This is a genomic window from Aeromonas sp. FDAARGOS 1408 (assembly GCF_019048665.1).
Lineage (GTDB): Bacteria > Pseudomonadota > Gammaproteobacteria > Enterobacterales > Aeromonadaceae > Aeromonas > Aeromonas dhakensis.
Map to the genome: position 1 here is coordinate 2,325,353 of NZ_CP077394.1, position 20,205 is coordinate 2,345,557.

Here is a 20,205-nt window from a genome sequence, read left to right on the forward strand (position 1 = left end):
CCTCTCCTGTACTGCCGCTATCTTAGCCGCCCCCTCAGTCAAAAAACAGGGGCCAGGCATGGCCCGGCCCCGTTCGCTGGTTACGGATCAACCTTGAGGTTGCCGTCATCCAGCAGCTGCTTGATGATGTCGTGGTTGGTTGTGAGCCCTCCGTTTTGATCCAGATCCAGGTTGCCCTGGAACTGGACGGTCAATTGAGAGCCACCACTCGCCGATCCGTTCGTGTCTATGGTCAGCTTGTTGGTCGTGGTGTCGAACTGCAGATAGTTGTTGAGCACCGTGGCCAGATCATTGTTGTTGAACCCCGAGGGGACACCGACCAGCAGATCCGACAGATCCAGCACATCCCCCCCGTTGGACGGGTTGCCCAGCGTGAAGTCGGTAATGGTGTCGGTACTGCCATCCGCATCGCCAGCAATCCACTTGAAGGTATCGCTGCCAGCGCCCCCCGTCATGGTGTCGCTGCCCAGACCACCGATCAACAGATCGTTGCCATCTCCTCCTTGCAATATGTCGTTGCCAATTCCGCCGATCAGGGTGTCATTGCCGGATTCCCCATAGAGGGTATCGTTGCCGCTGCCACCATCCAGCACATCATTGCCCGACCCGCCAACCAGGGTGTCTTTGCCTCCCATCCCGTACAGCAGATCATCACCATCACCACCCGACAGGATGTTGTCCAGGCTGTTGCCCGTGATGCTGTCTCCAAAGTCGGACCCGATGGCATGCCCTTGCGTACTGGTCAGGGTCACATTCACCGCGCTGGCGGAGTCTTCGTAGTCCACGGTAAAGGGGGCATCCGGCAGCAGGCTCAGACCGATGTTGCTGTGAACGGCATCGCCATCGCCGTCTGTCAGTGTGACCGGCAACTGCAAGTTGACCGGAATACCCGGAGTCGCCACGCTGGAGCCGAAGTCGCCAATCTTGAAGGTGCTCCCTGCGGCATAGTGGAACTCCAGGCTGTTGTAACCATCTGCGGTATACGCCGCCAGTTTGGTATTGGAGATCACCCCGGCAACTGTCGCGACATAAGCCACACCAGCGGTCGGATCGTCATCGGTAAAGTTGACCGTGAAGCTGTGGCCTCCCACCGAGACAACCTGGGACATGCCGGCTCCGATACTGACAATCCTGGTTGAACCGTTATAGCTGATCGCCACGGCGGTCAGTGACTCCTTGTTGCCATCGCCAATATCGTTGTCATTGTCCACATCCTGACGGGCTACCAGTTTTACACTGGAGCTGCTATTGATCGCCGTAAACATGGCGGAGGCACCATTTACATCGTAGTGAGCCTCAAAGGCATGGGTCTGGTTCGCCAGGACGCCGTAGGAGCCACCACTGACCGGGTTGCCGGTCAGATCGATGACAAAGTCTATCCGCATCGCCTCACCCGACCCGACGGATGAACCGCTACTGATCCCCCCCGTGTTGGCAGAGGTGTTGACGGTACCGCCATCCACACCATTGGTCATCGCCGTCAGCAGCAGATCCTTGCTGTTGTCATTCGCTGCCGTATTAAAACCGGCCCAGGATGCATTGCCGCCAACGAAGTCGTAACCCCCGCCGTTGAAGTCGATGGTGGTTTGCCCGCCGTCCACTTCGCCAATCATCTGGATCTGATAAGTCCCGGATGCAGGTTGCAGGGTGGCAATGAACACGGTGCCGGCCGCCGTTGTAGCGGTCAGGGTGATACCATCCGACGACAAGGCATAGGTGATGGGCAAGCCACCCGAGGTCAGGCCACTGCTGCCATTCAGACTGCTGTCAAAGCGGATCGAACCACCATCAGCCCCGTAGTTGTTCAACAGCGAGCCATCGCCATCCAGCAGGAAGGTCTCAGTAAGCCCGGACTGGTTCAACATGACTCCCATTGCGGGCGTCATGACAAGGGGCACATCATCTTCAACCTGCACGATGAAATCCCGTACCAGAGTCACATTGTCCGGTCCTTCATGGGCAGTGATCGCACTGGAGAGGTTCAACGCCTTCAGTTCCAGATCATTGCCATCAGCCTGAGCATGATCTATCGGCCCCTGCAGGGTGAAGGTGTAATCACCATCCGCCTCCACCGCCAGCGTAAAGATCGGTTTGCTGCCGGCCATGGCCACCAGGGTATCCACCCCGACACCATGAACGATGCTGTAGGTGATCGGCACACCGCCTGAGGTCAACGCCGGCAAGCCGGCTGTGCTGCCAACACCGAAACTGACGCCGGCACTGTCAATCACCATATGGGCCAGTGAGCCGCCCACGGTTGTCAGGGACGGGTCGTTGCCAGGCAAGCCGGTGGGCAAACCATCCTCGAACACGGAGGCCGTGATCGGTGTGGTATCCAGCACCAGTATCTTCAGCAAGGCACTGGAGGTGTCACCATCTGCATCCACTATGGTGTAGGTAAAGGTCTCCAACGTATCCACTGCTACATCATTGGGCGGTGTGTAGGAGTAGGAGCCGTCGGCATTGACCACCAACTGGCCACCCAGAGGCGTAGTCATGGGACCCGTTGTTCCTCCTTGCACCAGGAAGGTCACGACATTGCCATTGATGCTGTCGGCAACCCCCACATACGCAGCCGGATTGCTGACGGTGAAGCTGACCTGGAACACGGTTGCGGGGGCATCCGCGCCTGCACTGTCCACGCCGGCAGTCGCATCCACATCCGTGATCACATTGCCAGTGGCAGGAGGCGGCACAGTCGCCTGCAAAGTGGCATCCAGGTCATAGATATTGTTGACCAGCGTCACCGCATCCCCGTTGTCCTCCACCAGTCCCAGCTGGGCGATCGCCGAAGCATTGCCGCTCACGTTCAGACCAACGGCGTAAACTTCAACGTTGTTGTTGTTCACAAAGCTGGTCCAGCCGGCGGGGACATTGCCTTCATTGGGCGCACCATCCGACAGGAAATAGACCTTGGTTTCATACCCGGCCAAGGCAGGGTTTGCCAAATCCGTTGTCAGTTGATTCTGTGCCAGTACCAAGGGGGCATTGTAGTTGGTACCACCGCCATCCGTTGGCAAACCAGAAATGCTGGCCTTGGCCACATCAGGATCACTGGTTTGCGGGATCAGGACTGCACCACTGGCAAAATCAATGACCGTAATGACCAATGGAACCCCCAGCGCCACATACGATTCGATCATGTGGTTCAGGGCATCTTTGGCCAGTTCCAGACGGTTTGGCGAGCCATTTGACGTCGTACCTATCTGCCACAACATGCTGCCCGAGGTATCGATCACCATCACGAGGTTGAAAGGCGGCAAGCCCGCCTCAGTAATGACGATGCTGTTGTCCTTGGCTGTCGGCACATCGTCCTCAAAGTTGATGTTGCCGCCCAGGTCCGCACTCACCGTCCCGGTCGCGGTGTCGTTGTCGCCATCCACCACCGTCACGGTCGCACTCAGCAGCACCTTGCCATTGGCCAGGCTGATGAGGTTGTTGTCGTTGCTGTTGTCCACGTCCTCCGGCAGATGGTCCAGCTCCGCCGACTGCGTCAGCGTCACCGTGCCATTGCTCGCCACGCTGATGCGGAACACTTCCCCGTCCGTGGTCGAGCCCACGATGTCGTTGCCCACCTTGGTCAGGGTGATGGCCAGCCCGTTGCTGGTCAGCCCGCTGTTGCTGTCGGTCACGCTCAGGCTGTAGCCGCTCACCGTGGTGGTGCCCGCACCGTCCGCCCCATAGTTCGGCACCGCCGCGGCCAAGAACGCCGCTGCAAAGCTGCCGGTCGCCGTGTCACTGGCCGCACCGATGGTCTGCGCATCCTGGGTGGTCAGGGTGATGCCACCGTCCGCCACCGCATTGATGGTCACGCTCGGCACATCGTCTTCAAAGTTGATGTTGCCGCCCAGGTCCGCACTCACCGTCCCGGTCGCGGTGTCGTTGTCGCCATCCACCACCGTCACGGTCGCACTCAGCAGCACCTTGCCATTGGCCAGGCTGATGAGGTTGTTGTCATTGCTGCTGTCCACGTCCTCCGGCAGATGGTCCAGCTCCGCCGACTGCGTCAGCGTCACCGTGCCATTGCTCGCCACGCTGATGCGGAACACCTCCCCGTCCGTGGTCGAGCCCACGATGTCGTTGCCCACCTTGGTCAGGGTGATGGCCAGCCCGTTGCTGGTCAGCCCGCTGTTGCTGTCGGTCACGCTCAGGCTGTAGCCGCTCACCGTGGTGGTGCCCGCACCGTCCGCCCCATAGTTCGGCACCGCCGCCGCCAGGAACGCCGCCGCAAAGCTGCCGGTCGCCGTGTCACTGGCCGCACCGATGGTCTGCGCATCCTGGGTGGTCAGGGTGATGCCACCGTCCGCCACCGCATTGATGGTCACGCTCGGCACATCGTCTTCAAAGTTGATGTTGCCGCCCAGGTCCGCACTCACCGTCCCGGTCGCAGTGTCGTTGTCGCCATCCACCACCGTCACGGTCGCACTCAGCAGCACCTTGCCATTGGCCAGGCTGATGAGGTTGTTGTCATTGCTGCTGTCCACGTCCTCCGGCAGATGGTCCAGCTCCGCCGACTGCGTCAGCGTCACCGTGCCATTGCTCGCCACGCTGATGCGGAACACCTCCCCGTCCGTGGTCGAGCCCACGATGTCGTTGCCCACCTTGGTCAGGGTGATGGCCAGCCCGTTGCTGGTCAGCCCGCTGTTGCTGTCGGTCACGCTCAGGCTGTAGCCGCTCACCGTGGTGGTGCCCGCACCGTCCGCCCCATAGTTCGGCACCGCCGCCGCCAGGAACGCCGCCGCAAAGCTGCCGGTCGCCGTGTCACTGGCCGCACCGATGGTCTGCGCATCCTGGGTGGTCAGGGTGATGCCACCGTCCGCCACCGCATTGATGGTCACGCTCGGCACATCGTCTTCAAAGTTGATGTTGCCGCCCAGGTCCGCACTCACCGTCCCGGTCGCAGTGTCGTTGTCGCCATCCACCACCGTCACGGTCGCACTCAGCAGCACCTTGCCATTGGCCAGGCTGATGAGGTTGTTGTCGTTGCTGCTGTCCACGTCCTCCGGCAGATGGTCCAGCTCCGCCGACTGCGTCAGCGTCACCGTGCCATTGCTCGCCACGCTGATGCGGAACACCTCCCCGTCCGTGGTCGAGCCCACGATGTCGTTGCCCACCTTGGTCAGGGTGATGGCCAGCCCGTTGCTGGTCAGCCCGCTGTTGCTGTCGGTCACGCTCAGGCTGTAGCCGCTCACCGTGGTGGTGCCCGCACCGTCCGCCCCATAGTTCGGCACCGCCGCGGCCAAGAACGCCGCTGCAAAGCTGCCGGTCGCCGTGTCACTGGCCGCACCGATGGTCTGCGCATCCTGGGTGGTCAGGGTGATGCCACCGTCTGCCACTGCATTGATGGTCACGCTCGGCACATCGTCTTCAAAGTTGATGTTGCCGCCCAGGTCCGCACTCACCGTCCCGGTCGCAGTGTCGTTGTCGCCATCCACCACCGTCACGGTCGCACTCAGCAGCACCTTGCCATTGGCCAGGCTGATGAGGTTGTTGTCATTGCTGCTGTCCACGTCCTCCGGCAGATGGTCCAGCTCCGCCGACTGCGTCAGCGTCACCGTGCCATTGCTCGCCACGCTGATGCGGAACACCTCCCCGTCCGTGGTCGAGCCCACGATGTCGTTGCCCACCTTGGTCAGGGTGATGGCCAGCCCGTTGCTGGTCAGCCCGCTGTTGCTGTCGGTCACGCTCAGGCTGTAGCCGCTCACCGTGGTGGTGCCCGCACCGTCCGCCCCATAGTTCGGCACCGCCGCCGCCAGGAACGCCGCCGCAAAGCTGCCGGTCGCCGTGTCACTGGCCGCACCGATGGTCTGCGCATCCTGGGTGGTCAGGGTGATGCCACCGTCCGCCACCGCATTGATGGTCACGCTCGGCACATCGTCTTCAAAGTTGATGTTGCCGCCCAGGTCCGCACTCACCGTCCCGGTCGCAGTGTCGTTGTCGCCATCCACCACCGTCACGGTCGCACTCAGCAGCACCTTGCCATTGGCCAGGCTGATGAGGTTGTTGTCGTTGCTGCTGTCCACGTCCTCCGGCAGATGGTCCAGCTCCGCCGACTGCGTCAGCGTCACCGTGCCATTGCTCGCCACGCTGATGCGGAACACCTCCCCGTCCGTGGTCGAGCCCACGATGTCGTTGCCCACCTTGGTCAGGGTGATGGCCAGCCCGTTGCTGGTCAGCCCGCTGTTGCTGTCGGTCACGCTCAGGCTGTAGCCGCTCACCGTGGTGGTGCCCGCACCGTCCGCCCCATAGTTCGGCACCGCCGCGGCCAAGAACGCCGCTGCAAAGCTGCCGGTCGCCGTGTCACTGGCCGCACCGATGGTCTGCGCATCCTGGGTGGTCAGGGTGATGCCACCGTCTGCCACTGCATTGATGGTCACGCTCGGCACATCGTCTTCAAAGTTGATGTTGCCGCCCAGGTCCGCACTCACCGTCCCGGTCGCAGTGTCGTTGTCGCCATCCACCACCGTCACGGTCGCACTCAGCAGCACCTTGCCATTGGCCAGGCTGATGAGGTTGTTGTCGTTGCTGCTGTCCACGTCCTCCGGCAGATGGTCCAGCTCCGCCGACTGCGTCAGCGTCACCGTGCCATTGCTCGCCACGCTGATGCGGAACACCTCCCCGTCCGTGGTCGAGCCCACGATGTCGTTGCCCACCTTGGTCAGGGTGATGGCCAGCCCGTTGCTGGTCAGCCCGCTGTTGCTGTCGGTCACGCTCAGGCTGTAGCCGCTCACCGTGGTGGTGCCCGCACCGTCCGCCCCATAGTTCGGCACCGCCGCGGCCAAGAACGCCGCTGCAAAGCTGCCGGTCGCCGTGTCACTGGCCGCACCGATGGTCTGCGCATCCTGGGTGGTCAGGGTGATGCCACCGTCTGCCACTGCATTGATGGTCACGCTCGGCACATCGTCCTCAAAGTTGATGTTGCCGCCCAGGTCCGCACTCACCGTCCCGGTCGCGGTGTCGTTGTCGCCATCCACCACCGTCACGGTCGCACTCAGCAGCACCTTGCCATTGGCCAGGCTGATGAGGTTGTTGTCGTTGCTGTTGTCCACGTCCTCCGGCAGATGGTCCAGCTCCGCCGACTGCGTCAGCGTCACCGTGCCATTGCTCGCCACGCTGATGCGGAACACCTCCCCGTCCGTGGTCGAGCCCACGATGTCGTTGCCCACCTTGGTCAGGGTGATGGCCAGCCCGTTGCTGGTCAGCCCGCTGTTGCTGTCGGTCACGCTCAGGCTGTAGCCGCTCACCGTGGTGCTGCCCGCACCGTCCGCCCCATAGTTCGGCACCGCCGCCGCCAGGAACGCCGCCGCAAAGCTGCCGGTCGCCGTGTCACTGGCCGCACCGATGGTCTGCGCATCCTGGGTGGTCAGGGTGATGCCACCGTCCGCCACCGCATTGATGGTCACGCTCGGGCCGTCATCCTCGAAGCGGAACACGCTGTTGGCGCCCAGATCCACCGCCGCACTTGCACGATCGCCATCGGCGTCGGTCACGGTCTGCACCAGGGTCAGCACGCCCTGCCCCACGGTCAGCGCCACGCTGTCATCTGCATTGCTGGTGTTGCCATGCCAGACGTTGTCCAGCAGGGCCAGGGTCACTTCCCCGGTGCTCGGGTTGATGGTCAGGGTGAAGTAATCCACCCCGCCCGCGCTGCCGGTGATGACGTTGCCCACCTGATTGAGCAGGATGGCCGCCCCCTGGCCGTTGGCAGCCAGCGGATCCACCGCATAGAGGCCGCTTGCCACGTTGCTGCCGCTCAGCGCCAGGCTGTAGCCGATGCTGCCTGCCCCGTCGGCCCCGAAGGCCGGGTTGAACTGGGCCTGCACGTCGGCCGCGCTCAGGCTGGCACTGGCCACCCCGTCGCCGCCCACCCCGCCCAGGCTGACCAGGCTCTCGTCCACGGTCGCCCCCAGGCTCGGCGCTTCTTCTGCGAGGCCAGCCCGCGGGCCATCATCCTCGAAGCGGAACACGCTGTTGGCACCCAGATCCACCGCCGCACTGGCACGGTCGCCATCGGCGTCAGTCACGGTCTGCACCAGGGTCAGTACGCCCTGCCCCACGGTCAGCGCCACGCTGTCATCTGCATTGCTGGTATCGCCATGCCAGACGTTGTCCAGCAGGGCCAGGGTCACTTCCCCGGTGGTCTGGTTGATGGTCAGGGTGAAGTAATCCACCCCGCCGGCGCTGCCGGTGATGACGTTGCCCACCTGATTGAGCAGGATGGCCGCCCCCTGGCCGTTGGCGGCCAGCGGATCCACCGCATAGAGGCCGCTTGCCACGTTGCTGCCGCTCAGCGCCAGGCTGTAACCAATGCTGCCCGCCCCGTCGGCCCCGAAGGCCGGGTTGAACTGGGCCTGCACGTCGGCCGCGCTCAGGCTGGCACTGGCCACCCCGTCGCCGCCCACCCCGCCCAGGCTGACCAGGCTCTCGTCCACGGTCGCCCCCAGGCTCGGCGCTTCTTCTGCGAGGCCAGCCCGCGGGCCATCATCCTCAAAGCGGAACACGCTGTTGGCGCCCAGATCCACCGCCGCACTGGCACGGTCGCCATCGGCGTCGGTCACGGTCTGCACCAGGGTCAGTACGCCCTGCCCCACGGTCAGTGCCACGCTGTCATCTGCATTGCTGGTGTCGCCATGCCAGACGTTGTCCAGCAGGGCCAGGGTCACTTCCCCGGTGGTCGGGTTGATGGTCAGGGTGAAGTAATCCACCCCGCCCGCGCTGCCGGTAATGACGTTGCCCACCTGATTGAGCAGGATGGCCGCCCCCTGGCCGTTGGCGGCCAGCGGATCCACCGCATAGAGGCCGCTCGCCACGTTGCTGCCGCTCAGCGCCAGGCTGTAGCCGATGCTGCCCGCCCCGTCGGCCCCGAAGGCCGGGTTGAACTGGGCCTGCACGTCGGCCGCGCTCAGGCTGGCACTGGCCACCCCGTCACCGCCCACCCCGCCCAGGCTGACCAGGCTCTCGTCGACGGATACCGTACCCAGCCCTTGCGTATTGGAAGTCAGGGTGACACTGGGAACATCATCCAGAATGACGACATCCAGACTGCCATTGGCCGTGTCACCATCAGGATCGACCAGCACAACATTGAAACTCTCCACCAGTGATGCATCGTTAGCTGGTTGAGTGTGTGTCTCGCTGTCGTTCAGCGTATAGCTGTAACTCACGCTCCCCGTTCCAGTTGCAGGGTTGTAATTGATGCCCGTAACAGTCAACTGATTGCCCAACGGGCTGGCGATGGTTTGCGGGAACGAAGTGATGGTTTGTCCATTGGTGATCAGTGCAACACCACCCAGGGTCAAGCTCTGGACACCATCGGCCGCATTGAAGGTAAAAATACCGCTCTGGGTCAAGGCTGCTGCATTGGGATTACTGCCATCTGCCAAAGAGGCTTCATTGAGCGTCAGCTCTCCCCCTTCCACCTGCAAACCAGCCAGTTCGACCGGTTCATCAACCGGCGTGATAGTGATGGTCAAAGTGGATTGGACGGTATCTACACCATCGGTGACGGTGTAGCTGACGGCGGGAACGGGACCATCATAATTGGGAGCCGGCGTGAACTGATAGCTACCATCCGCATTGATCAGCAGAGTACCGATCCCTGCCAGGCTGACAGGTGTACCTAGGGTGGCATTGGCAACCCCACCCCAGCTAAATTCAGACACGGAAGCCGCCTGCGGACCATCATTGTCGATGGTGTTGGCAAGCAGATTGCCCGATACAGCTACATCTTCCGTCACCACCACACTCTCTCCCTCATCGGCGAGATCATTGATGGGGGTCATCGTCAACTCCAAGGTGGATTGCACCGTGTCGGTGCCATCAGTCACGGTATATATCACTGGTGGAACGGCGCCATCGTAGTTGGGGGCCGGTGTGAATGTGAAGCTGCCATCCGTATTGACGATGAGTGTGCCTATCCCATCGATGGTCACGCTGGTACCGGCAGCTATATTGGCATTGTCCCCCCAGCTGAAGATCAGTACTGACGCAGCCTGCGGCCCATCGGTATTCACCGTGTTATCCAGCAGATTACCACTCAGAGATCCGTCTTCAGCAACGGTCAGTTGCTCTCCCTGATCCGTCAGCTCATTGACCAGCAAGGGCTCCGCTATCTGCTGGGTATCCACCACCGGCTCAGCTTGGTAGGTAGTGTCAAACCCGGCGGCGGCGATAGTGGCATCGCCAATCCTGTCGATGGTTACAAAACCACCGTTACCGCTGGCTCCAGCAACCCCACCGATCCCACCGCCACCACCTGCAGCCGGAGCACCACCCGCAGCTGACGCTTCAAAGTTTTGCGTCGGGTCAACCCCTTGCAAAATCGACTTTTGCAAGGCGGCTATATCAGGAGAGGCCGCATTTCCGGCATCCGGAGCCGGTGGCTGGCCGGTAGCAGGCGCATCATGGGCAGGAGCATCCGGTGTGGCAGCCGCCGGTGAATCATCGTAGGGCGCCAATAACAATTTGGCATCATCTGCAATGTTGAGCTTTGCCCCGGGTTGCAGGATCTCTCCTTTTTGCAGAGGGCGGCTGCTTCCATCAGCCAGCACGATTTGCACATTGCCTTCAACTGCAGAAACCACAACGGTTTTGTCGATGATTTGGGTACGCATGTCCATTGCTCCAACGTGACGGATCTCGATGTCTACACCATAGATGTCCGTGCTTCTTGCATCCGTTGCAAAAATGTATGGGATTCGTGTCAAAACTGGGGAGGGGAAATGTACGAAATCGAATGTTCTTTTTTATATCGTCAAATCAATCAGTTGCGCGATACCAAATGAAGCCATCTAGTCTAATGAAACTGAGAATAAGCATGCTTATTAATTTTTCGAATAAAAAAGGGGCCCTTGTGGGCCCCTGAAATACTTGGTCATGCTCACGGCAACGGAAATGCCGGGTGTACAAAGCCCTGGTAACCATCGATATGAAGCTTTGAGAGCAACTCAACCTGGTGTTGATCTTCCACTCTGGTCGCAATGGTTGTAACGCCGGCATTGTGGGCGGCACGACATACCGCAGCCAGGAAGGAAGTATCAGCCCCAGGCTCCATGACCTGGCTGGTATAACCGTGGTCAACCTTGACATAGGAAGGTGCAAGCTCCTCCAGATAGCCCAGTGACTGGAAGTGGCGTCCATAGTGATCCACCCCCCACTGAAAGTCATGCTCTTGCAGAACATTAACCAGAGCGGTCACATGCTCCTTGTGCTTCATGATGGCGGCTTCAGGGATCTCGAACAGCAAGCGCTCTTTCAATCCGGCATTGTCGCTCAGATAACCGGTCAGCCAAGTACGGAATTCATCTGAGCACAGCGAGCCAGCCGTAATATTGACCGCAAGGACCAGATCAGGTTGCTGCTGCAGTAATGGAACTGACGCATCCAGTATTGCCTGGTCAAACTCACCACCCAGCTTGAACTGCTCGATGGCAGGCAGGAACTGGCCTGCGAAATAATCGGTACCATCGCGAGAGATGGAGGCAAACAGTTCTGCATGCATACGCAGACCATTATCAAACCGGCAGGCTGGCTGCGCCTTGAAACGCCACAAATGCCGTGCAATCGCATCCTGAACCAGATCACGCCAGGCCAGGCGTCCCATCAACCCCTGATCTGTGCCCCCTTCCATGACCACGGCACCACGACGTTCATTGCGGGCCCGGCCCAGCGCATTGTCAGCCTTGGTCAGCAGTGCCGACAAATCATCATTGCCATCTCGGCCAGCAATACCAATGACGGACAAGGCGCCCCCCTCACCCATGGGATTTACCACCAGATCGGCGATGCGACTGTTGATCACTTCAGCCAAATCCTTCAATTGGGAAAGGTCATCTGTCGGGCACAACAGGGCATATTCCGTTGCCGAGATCCGCGCCACAGCAGAGCCATCCCACCCTTTCAATTGTTCTTTCAAAGCCTGGGCTATCGATTTGACCATGTTGTCACGCGCAGCAAATCCCTCTTCGCGGTACAGCTCGTCCAGCATGTCGACGGCAACCAGCATGACCCCCCCTTGACCAGCCTCTGCAATCCAGGCGTTGACCTGACCCACGAAATAAGCCCGGTTGCCCAAGCCGGAGACGGCGTCGACGTAGACCCGCTCCCGCAGTTTTTCAGCCTCGTCGGCCTGCTCTTTGAATTGCACGGCCAACTTGCTGGAGAGGGTGTTGATGGCCTGAACCACCTGTTTCAATTCATGGGTCTTGGGTTCGGGAATGGCATGACCAAAGTGATGCAGCTCTATCTCGACGGCCTGCTCACAAATCTGCTTGAGCGGCTTGAGCAGGTAGTTGAGTGCCCGCATGAGCAAGATGGTGGTGATCAGAAAACCTATCAGGAACCAGCTGGCAAGCTCACTCATTCCGCGCCACAACTCGTAATAGGCCTGGCCGGGATGACCAACGACCTTCAATTTACCCAGTTGCAGCCAGCCCGACGTCAGGATCGACTCATTGGATACCTCGGGAAACAACCCAAGATTGATGAACCATTGGGGAACACCTTGAATGTTATTGGTATTTTCCTGCTCGATGACATCTTTGGAAGCCAGCAAGTCCAGACGGACCAGACGATAATATCCCCCGTCAAATATCGCCTGAATGACGGACTCCGCCCCCACCTTGTCACCATTTTCCAAATAAGGGGTCAGTGCCAGCCCCAGAGACGTGGCTGTATTGATGACGGTGGTTTCCTGCTGTTGGGCCAGATAGGTACGAGTCGAGTTGAATTGCACCCAATAGGTAGCTGCAAACAACAACCCGAACAGGATCAACATGGTTGCCAATAATTGTCTGTAGAGCGTCATAGGTTAATCATCCAAATTCAACACAGGCTGAGCCAATCGCCCCGACGTCATGCGATTGCGTAAATCATTCCATAATCCCAGGCGTGAGGACTGTCCAGCCAGTTCCCCTTGACCACGCGCCTTCATCAACCACAAGTGACTACCGTTAAAGCTGTATATCGGCACCAGATCCCTACGTTGACTGGCAGGCCGGATCGACCCTATCAAATTATCCAAAATGACGGGCACCGCAGACGGTGTTTCATAGTAAGCGACGACCATATGAAACTGGTTGTAATCCAATGCCTTGACATAGACCATCCGCATCTTCTCATCCGGAACACCCAGCTCCAGCAGGGTAAAGTATTTTGAAATGCTGAAGTCTTCACAATCGCCACCAGCCGCTCCCAAAAACTCCAGCGGGGTTGCCCAGTAGTCTTTTTTTCGCCACAACTTGATGTCGTCGATAAACCGCATCTGGTTGAAAAACTGGTTAACCTTCTCCAGTTTCTGACGGTCGGTCAGGCCGGCAGCCCGATTTTGCATTACCAGCGTGCGCCAGGTGGTGACCCGTTTGCCGGCTCTGACGCCGTAGGTCTCCTGAGCCCGTTGTACCAGTTTGAGATCTTCAGGGGTAAGAGGCTGGCTGGCGGAGAGCAGTAGCGGCAGAGATATCAGCAGCAGCCAAAGTGACCAGCGTAACCAGCGAGCGCGCAGCAACTGGGTCAAACCGGAGGTTGACGCCATGCCGATACTGCTTGCTCTATCCCATCCGGTCACATGCATCTTCGACAGATCCAATGGTACTCACTGCATTGGCCAGAGATGGCCGTCAGAGACAAGGGATGGCGGCAGCCCGGCTGCAACCATCCCTTTCACTCGCATCAAACCTGATGCGCACTCCATTACTGTTTGGCTTGCCAATCGGCCGGCTGCTTCACATTGAATGCGTTGAGCAGGCTGCCAGTGGCATTGAGGATCCGATAATCCGCCAGCAGGGAGTCATACTCGGCTGTAATGTAGCTGCGGCGCGCTTCAAACAGTTCGTTTTCGGTGTTCAATACGTCCAACAAGGTACGTTGGCCGAGACCAAACTGCTTCTTGTACGCCTGCACAGTGTCATAGCTTGCATCCACGTGTTCTTTCAGGAAGGTCTTCTGTTTAGCCAAAGACTCTTTTGCGTTCCAGGCCAGGCGGGTTCCTTCCTCTACCTGACGGAAGGCATTCATGTGAATATCCTTGGCCTGGGAATAGAGTGCGGAAGTGGCCTTGCTCTGGGCCAGATCGGAACCACCGCGGAACAAGTTGTAGCGCATCCGAACCATGGCGGTCAGGTCATCGTTGCGCCCCTTGACGGCATCGATATCCTCATTCCAGTTTTGATCCACTTCAAAGGTGACGTTGGGATAAAAACCGGATTTGGAACCCTCATGCTGGTACTTGGCGGCTTCGATATCCTGCAGGGAGGAGAGCAGCGTCGGGTGAACTTCGGTTGCCGTCTTCAGTGCAGCATCCAGGCTGCTAGGAATGAGCTGAGCATCCGGAACCGGCTGTACCAAATCTTTTGGCATCTCGTTGACCACCCGGATGAACTCACTTTCGGCATCGCGATAGTTGTTCTCGGCGGCAGCCTGGTTGGCATAGGCTCTGGCTACCCGGCCATCGATCTGGGTCTGGTCAGCGGTCGAACCCAACCCCGAATCGGTCCGCTTGCTGATGTCGCTGCGGATCTGTTCGTGGGTTTCCAGGTTCTGCTTGGACAGCTCCAGGATCTCCTGCTGGCGCAACATGTTGAGGTAGACCTCGGCCACCCGCAGTGCCGTGTTCTCCGCCTCGGAGATCATGGCCAGGCGCTGGGCATTGGCTTCGGCATCGGTACGTGCCACGTTGCTGCTGACGTTGAAGCCGTCGAACAACATCTGGCGCAGGCTGATGCCGGCCTCTTTACGGGTCATGGAGTCATCGATGGTGGTCGAGTTTGCGCCGGCCGCACGGGTGGTCGGGCTGTCAGTCTTCTCGTAGCCGACACCGCCACGCAGATCGATGGTGGGGTAGTAACCACCTTTGGCCCCGTCATGCTGATACAGTCGCGCCTGATAGAGATCAAAAGCTTCCTTGATTTTGGGATGGGTAGCCAGTGACTGTGCCACTGACTGCTCCAGTGTTTGTGCCTGGCTTAGGCCCGGGAACAGCACGGCGCCACTTACTAACATGGCAACAATCGTCTTCTTCATGGTATCTCCAGTCATGTTGTTTTTAGATTGTTGGCTTATCGTTCTCTCAGTGCCGACTGCTTTGCCCGTAATATCGGCTTAAGCAAATAGTCTAGGACACTTTTTTTACCAGTAATAATATCTGTACTGGCTAACATACCGGGGATGATGGGAAGTGCGTTAAGCTCATCGCCCAAGTAACTCTTCTCTGTGCGTACCCGAACCAGGTAGAAGGAATTGCCATCTTCATCCTGAATTGAGTCGGCACTTATCTGCTCAACCTTGCCATGCAATCCACCATAAATGGTGAAGTCATAGGCAGTGATCTTGACCACGGCTTCCAGCCCCGGTCGCAGGAATGCGATATCTTTCGGCGACACTTTGGCTTCGACCAGCAGGGTGTCTTCCAGCGGTACTATCTCCATCAGATCCATGCCGGGCTGGACGACGCCACCCAGGGTATTGATCTTGAGCTTCTTGATAGTGCCTTTGAGCGGGGCGATGACGCTGGTGCGATCCACCCGGTCACGCAATCCCACCTGCCCCTCGGACAACTGGCTCAGTTTGCCCTGCCGCTCGTTGAGTTCGGTTTGCGAATCGGCCCGAAACTTCAGCGCAATATCGTTGCGCTTGGAGATGGTTTCCCGCAATACGGAGTCAAGCTTGGGGATCAGCAGCCTATTGCTCTCAAGCTCCCCCTGCATCTCGTTGACCTGGCGTTCCAGCTTGATCAACTCAACCTGGGGCACGATCCCCTCTTTGGCCAAGGGACGGCTGATATTGAGCTCCTGGCGCGCCAGATCCACACTGCGTGCCACCGTCCTTATCTTGGCATTGAGCTCTATGGTCTCCTGCTCTTTCTGCTCGATCTGCTGACCCAGAATATAGAGCTGGTTGCTCAGGTTGTTGAGGCGCTCATTCTGCACCGACTTTTCCCGTGTCGCATATTCGGCAAACACGTTCTCATAACCGTCCGGAAAAACGATAGGCTGCTTTTCAACCACCACCTGTTCACGCCAACCCAGATTGGGGCCAGTCTTGACCACCACGCTCTGGATCTCCGCCCGCAATCTGGCGATGTCCCCCTTGAGGGTCACCAGCTCCTGCTCCCGCTCCCGAAAGTCGGAACGGAAACGGGTATCATCGATGCGCAGCAGTGGCTGCCCTTTCTCGACGATGTCCCCTTCCTTCACGAAGATCTCCTTGACGATCCCCCCCTCCAGGTTCTGGATCACCTGCAGCTGACGTGACGGGATCACCTTGCCCTGGCCGACGGTCACCTCATCAAGCTCGGCCCAGGCCGCCCAGATGATGGCACTCATGAAAAACAGGAAGCAGGCCCACAGCAGGGCACGTGCCCGCGTCGGGGTACTCAGCAGGACGGCAGCCGCCCCGTCATCCACAAACTCAAGGTGTTCCGGGGCCGGCAGCACAGTATCGGAAGGCGCCTTCTTGAACAGGCCAAACTTAGCCATTGGAGGCCTCCTGTACGCGCACCTTGCCCTCTTTCAGCTGTTGCAACACCATTTCCTTGGGACCATCGGCCACCACCTGACCCTGCTCGATCACGATGACCCGTGAGGCTACGTCAAGCATGGTGGTTTTGTGGGTGATGACGATCAGGGTCGTTTCCGGCCCAAGTCTGGCCAGCTCATGCTTGACCTGCATCTCCGACTGGTTATCCATGTTGGAGGTCGGTTCGTCCATCACCAGTATGGGGGGATCATTGAGCAAGGCCCGGGCCAACAAGATGGCCTGACGCTGGCCACCGGAGAGCTGACGCCCCCCTTCCCCTATCTGTCTATCCAGCCCATTGGGATCCCGGTTGGTGAAGTTGGTCACACCGGCCCGCTTGGCAGCCCGCATGACTCGCACATCATCCACCAGCGGATTGCCCAGCATGATGTTGTCGCGTACCGAGCCAAAAAACAGGGTCACATCCTGTGGCACACAGCCTATATTGCGGCGGATCACCGAGGCCGGCAGCTGATCGAGTTCAAAACCATCGAGCCGTACCGAGCCGTCGGTGGGCCGATAGAGGCCCATCAAAATCTTCTCGAGAGTCGTCTTGCCCGCCCCGATCCGGCCAATGATGGCCACCTTCTCACCCGGCTCGATGCGCAGGTTGATATTGTGCAGGGTGCTGGTTTCCATCCCGGGATACTTGAACGACACCTTGTCAAACTCGATCCGACCGGAGATCACGGGATGGTGGATGTACTGCTTGCCCTCCTCCTGCTCGCCCGGCGTGATCATGATCTTCTCCAAGATTTCCAATGCGGACTTGGCCTGGTTGTAGCGGGTCGAGAGAACCGACAGCTGTACCATGGGCGCGATGGCGCGGCTCGACAGCATGACGGCGGCAATCATGCCCCCCATGGTGACCAGTCCTTCCGAGATCTGGTAAACCCCGACAATCACCAGTGCCACCGTCACCACCTGCTGGATGTAGCTGGCCAGCGACGACATGGAGTTGGTGATGCGGCGGGTCTGTACGCCCCAGGTCGAAATGTGGGATACGGCCTGTTCCCAGCGGTGCTGGAACATGCTCTCGGCACCAAAGATCTTCACGGTTTCGAGGCCCGAGATGCTCTCGATAAGGTTGGCGTTCTTCTGGGAAGCCAGCCGTGAGCCCTCTTCGATGGACTGCTTGAGCGGCGCCTGGATATAGAAGCTGTAAATGATGAGGATCACCATGGCCACGATGGGCACTACCACCATGACGCCGGCAAAGATCCAGATGATGAACAGGAAGAAGATGGCAAAGGGCAGATCGATGAGGGTAGATACCGTCGCGGAAGTGAAAAACTCCCGCACCGATTCAAACTCCTGCAGATGCTTGGCAAAGGCGCCGGTCGACGCAGGACGCGACTCCATCCGCATCCCCATCACCTTGGCAAAGATCTTGGCAGACAGCAGCACATCGGACTTTTTGCCGGCGATGTCGATGAAGTAACTGCGCAGTTGGCGCATCACGAAGTCGAAGGTGAACACCACCATGGCGCCGACCGCCAGCACCCAGAGCGAATCAAACGCCAGGTTGGGCACTATCTTGTCGTAGACGTTCATGGTGAACAGAGGGCTTGCGACGGCAAACAGGTTGATGAGGATGGAGGCGACCAGCACATCCCGATAGATGCCGCGGGATTCGAGCAGGGTGCTCCAGAACCAGTGACCATCGCGGGTCTCCAGCACCTTGGGTGAACGCTCATCGAACTTGAACTGCTTTTTGACAAAAAACAGTCGCCCCAGATACTCATCACCCAGTTGAGATGCACTCAGCCACTGGGCCGCATCCCCCGCCTGAGGAAAGATCACCTTGCCCTGGGTTCTGTCTTCGTTCCACTCCAATAGAATGCAGGCGCCGCCGTTGCGCATCTGCAGCACGCAGGGCAGCAACAGGGGGGAGATCTCGTCGAGAGACTGGATGACTTCCCGGGCGGACAAGCCACCCCGCTCGGCGGCACGGCCGAACAGATTGGGCGTCAGCAGACCGGACACCAGTGGCAGGCCGGTGGTGAGAGCATCCTTGCTGTTGGGTACCCCATAAAAGCGGGTCAGAAAGACCAGGCACTCCAACAACTCGTCAATACGGTTAGTTTCTGCTTGCATAGCATCCTGTCACTGCATGATTGGGCCGGCTGTCTCGCCATACCGATATTCAAACCTCACGGGCGTTGTTGGCGCAGACATGCCCGTGACATAAAGAACAGCGCTCCCTCGAAAAAGGAGCTACAGCCTGATACACACTAAAAGCACAGGTACCTGACACTGGATGTCATCGACAGACCTGAACGGCATTATGCCCAAAGCGGGGACGGCAGGTCAGGCTGTTGATCGCGACACAGGGTGGCGCCATGCCCGATATATCCCGTCCAAATTGGAAATAATACAAGCTTATTGATAATGATATCTTTTTCAAGCCAAGTACTATATCAAGACAATTTTACCGAAACTATACCGCAAAGACTGAATTTCATCTAATAACCCACTGTTTTTTTAATGAAATCTGACGACCTAATCAATATTGCCCACAAGGGAAAACGGGCGTTCCAACGCCTGCCCCTGAGGACCGGTGCGGGCCAGCGCACTAGCAATATCAGCCATCGCTGTCCAGCGGTTCTCGCACCAGGCAGGGGCCAACAGGGTTGGCCGGCGCGCTGAAGCCGAGATGCGGTGATAGACCACTTCGGGTGGGGTGTGCTGGATCATGGCGACTGCCGCCTCGACATACTGCTCCAGACTCAAGACATCGAGCCTCCCCGCCTGCCAGGCCTTACCGAGGGTGCTGCCCTCCACCACATGCAGAGGGTGAAGCTTGATCCCCTCCACGCCGGTATCCACGATACGGTGCAGGGTATCCAGGCTGTCCATCGGCACCTCGCCGGGCAAACCCACGATGAGGTGGGCACACACCTTGATGCCCCGCTGATGGGCCCGGGTCACCGCATCCACATAGGCGGCATAGCCGTGGCCCCGGTTGATGCGCTGCAGCGTCTTGTCGTTGGCGCTCTGCAGCCCCAGTTCCAGCCACACCTCGTAACCCCGGGCCTGATAACCGGCCAGCAGGTCCAGCACCGCATCCGGCACACAATCTGGGCGCGTCCCCACACACAAGCCCACCATGTCGCTCACCGACAACGCCTCTTCATACATGCGCTGCAGGTACTCCACTTCGGCATAGGTGCTGGTATAGGCCTGAAAATAGGCGAGATAGCGCTTGGCGCGGGTCACTTCGTCCCGACGGGCCAGCAGTTGCTGCACCACGGAGAGCTGCTGGGCCGATTCGTCGGCAAAGGAGGAAACATTGCAGAAGGTGCAGCCACCACGCCCCAGGGTGCCATCACGATTGGGGCAGGTGAAGGCGCCGTGAATGGAGAGCTTGTGGATCTTCTGGCCATGGCGCTGCTTGAGATCCTGGCCGAATGTATTGACGAGTTCGTGTAACTGCATGACACCTCCAGTAAAGGAGCGTCATTGTACGAGCTTGCCCGTACGGGGTGCTGCGCTGGATCAAGGGATACGAGAGTCAGAAAACATATAAATATTCACCAATAACAGGATAAATATCAGTTAACCGGACATTCTCGACGCTTTCGAGACCCATCCCCCTTCTGACCAGCCTTCAGCATGGCTGCATAATTGTTAGCTAACATTCTGTTGAATAATGAAAATTTTTCTTTATACGGGGATTTGGCAAATGCAAGT

General features: G+C 59.0%; 7 protein-coding genes. All 7 read right to left on the minus strand.

The features are described 5' to 3' along the window. Positions 1-80: 80 nt before the first annotated feature. Complete coding sequence (locus I6L38_RS22645) at positions 81-10,613, minus strand: retention module-containing protein (protein ID WP_254204205.1); 10,533 nt, start codon at positions 10,611-10,613, stop codon at positions 81-83. Positions 10,614-10,879: 266 nt separating this feature from the next. Continuing rightward, positions 10,880-12,805: a LapD/MoxY N-terminal periplasmic domain-containing protein gene (locus I6L38_RS10680; RefSeq protein ID WP_017766670.1), complete on the minus strand. Its 1,926-nt coding sequence runs from the start codon at positions 12,803-12,805 to the stop codon at positions 10,880-10,882. Between the two features lie 3 nt (positions 12,806-12,808). Beyond that, a complete protein-coding gene (locus tag I6L38_RS10685) occupies positions 12,809-13,531 on the minus strand; it encodes a transglutaminase-like cysteine peptidase (protein WP_017766671.1) in 723 nt (240 codons plus the stop codon). 158 nt (positions 13,532-13,689) lie between these two features. Continuing rightward, positions 13,690-15,018 carry a TolC family outer membrane protein gene (locus I6L38_RS10690; protein WP_195878746.1) on the minus strand — a complete coding sequence of 443 codons (1,329 nt, stop codon included), beginning with the start codon at positions 15,016-15,018 and terminating at the stop codon, positions 13,690-13,692. 35 nt (positions 15,019-15,053) lie between these two features. Further along, a complete protein-coding gene (locus I6L38_RS10695) occupies positions 15,054-16,472 on the minus strand; it encodes an HlyD family type I secretion periplasmic adaptor subunit (protein ID WP_005302548.1) in 1,419 nt (472 codons plus the stop codon). Further along, positions 16,465-18,609: a type I secretion system permease/ATPase gene (locus I6L38_RS10700; protein ID WP_010633572.1), complete on the minus strand. Its 2,145-nt coding sequence runs from the start codon at positions 18,607-18,609 to the stop codon at positions 16,465-16,467. The genes I6L38_RS10695 and I6L38_RS10700 overlap by 8 nt, the downstream gene beginning before the upstream one ends. A 405-nt stretch (positions 18,610-19,014) precedes the next feature. After that, positions 19,015-19,950 carry a TIGR01212 family radical SAM protein gene (locus I6L38_RS10705; RefSeq protein WP_043171943.1) on the minus strand — a complete coding sequence of 312 codons (936 nt, stop codon included), beginning with the start codon at positions 19,948-19,950 and terminating at the stop codon, positions 19,015-19,017. Positions 19,951-20,205: the final 255 nt, after the last annotated feature.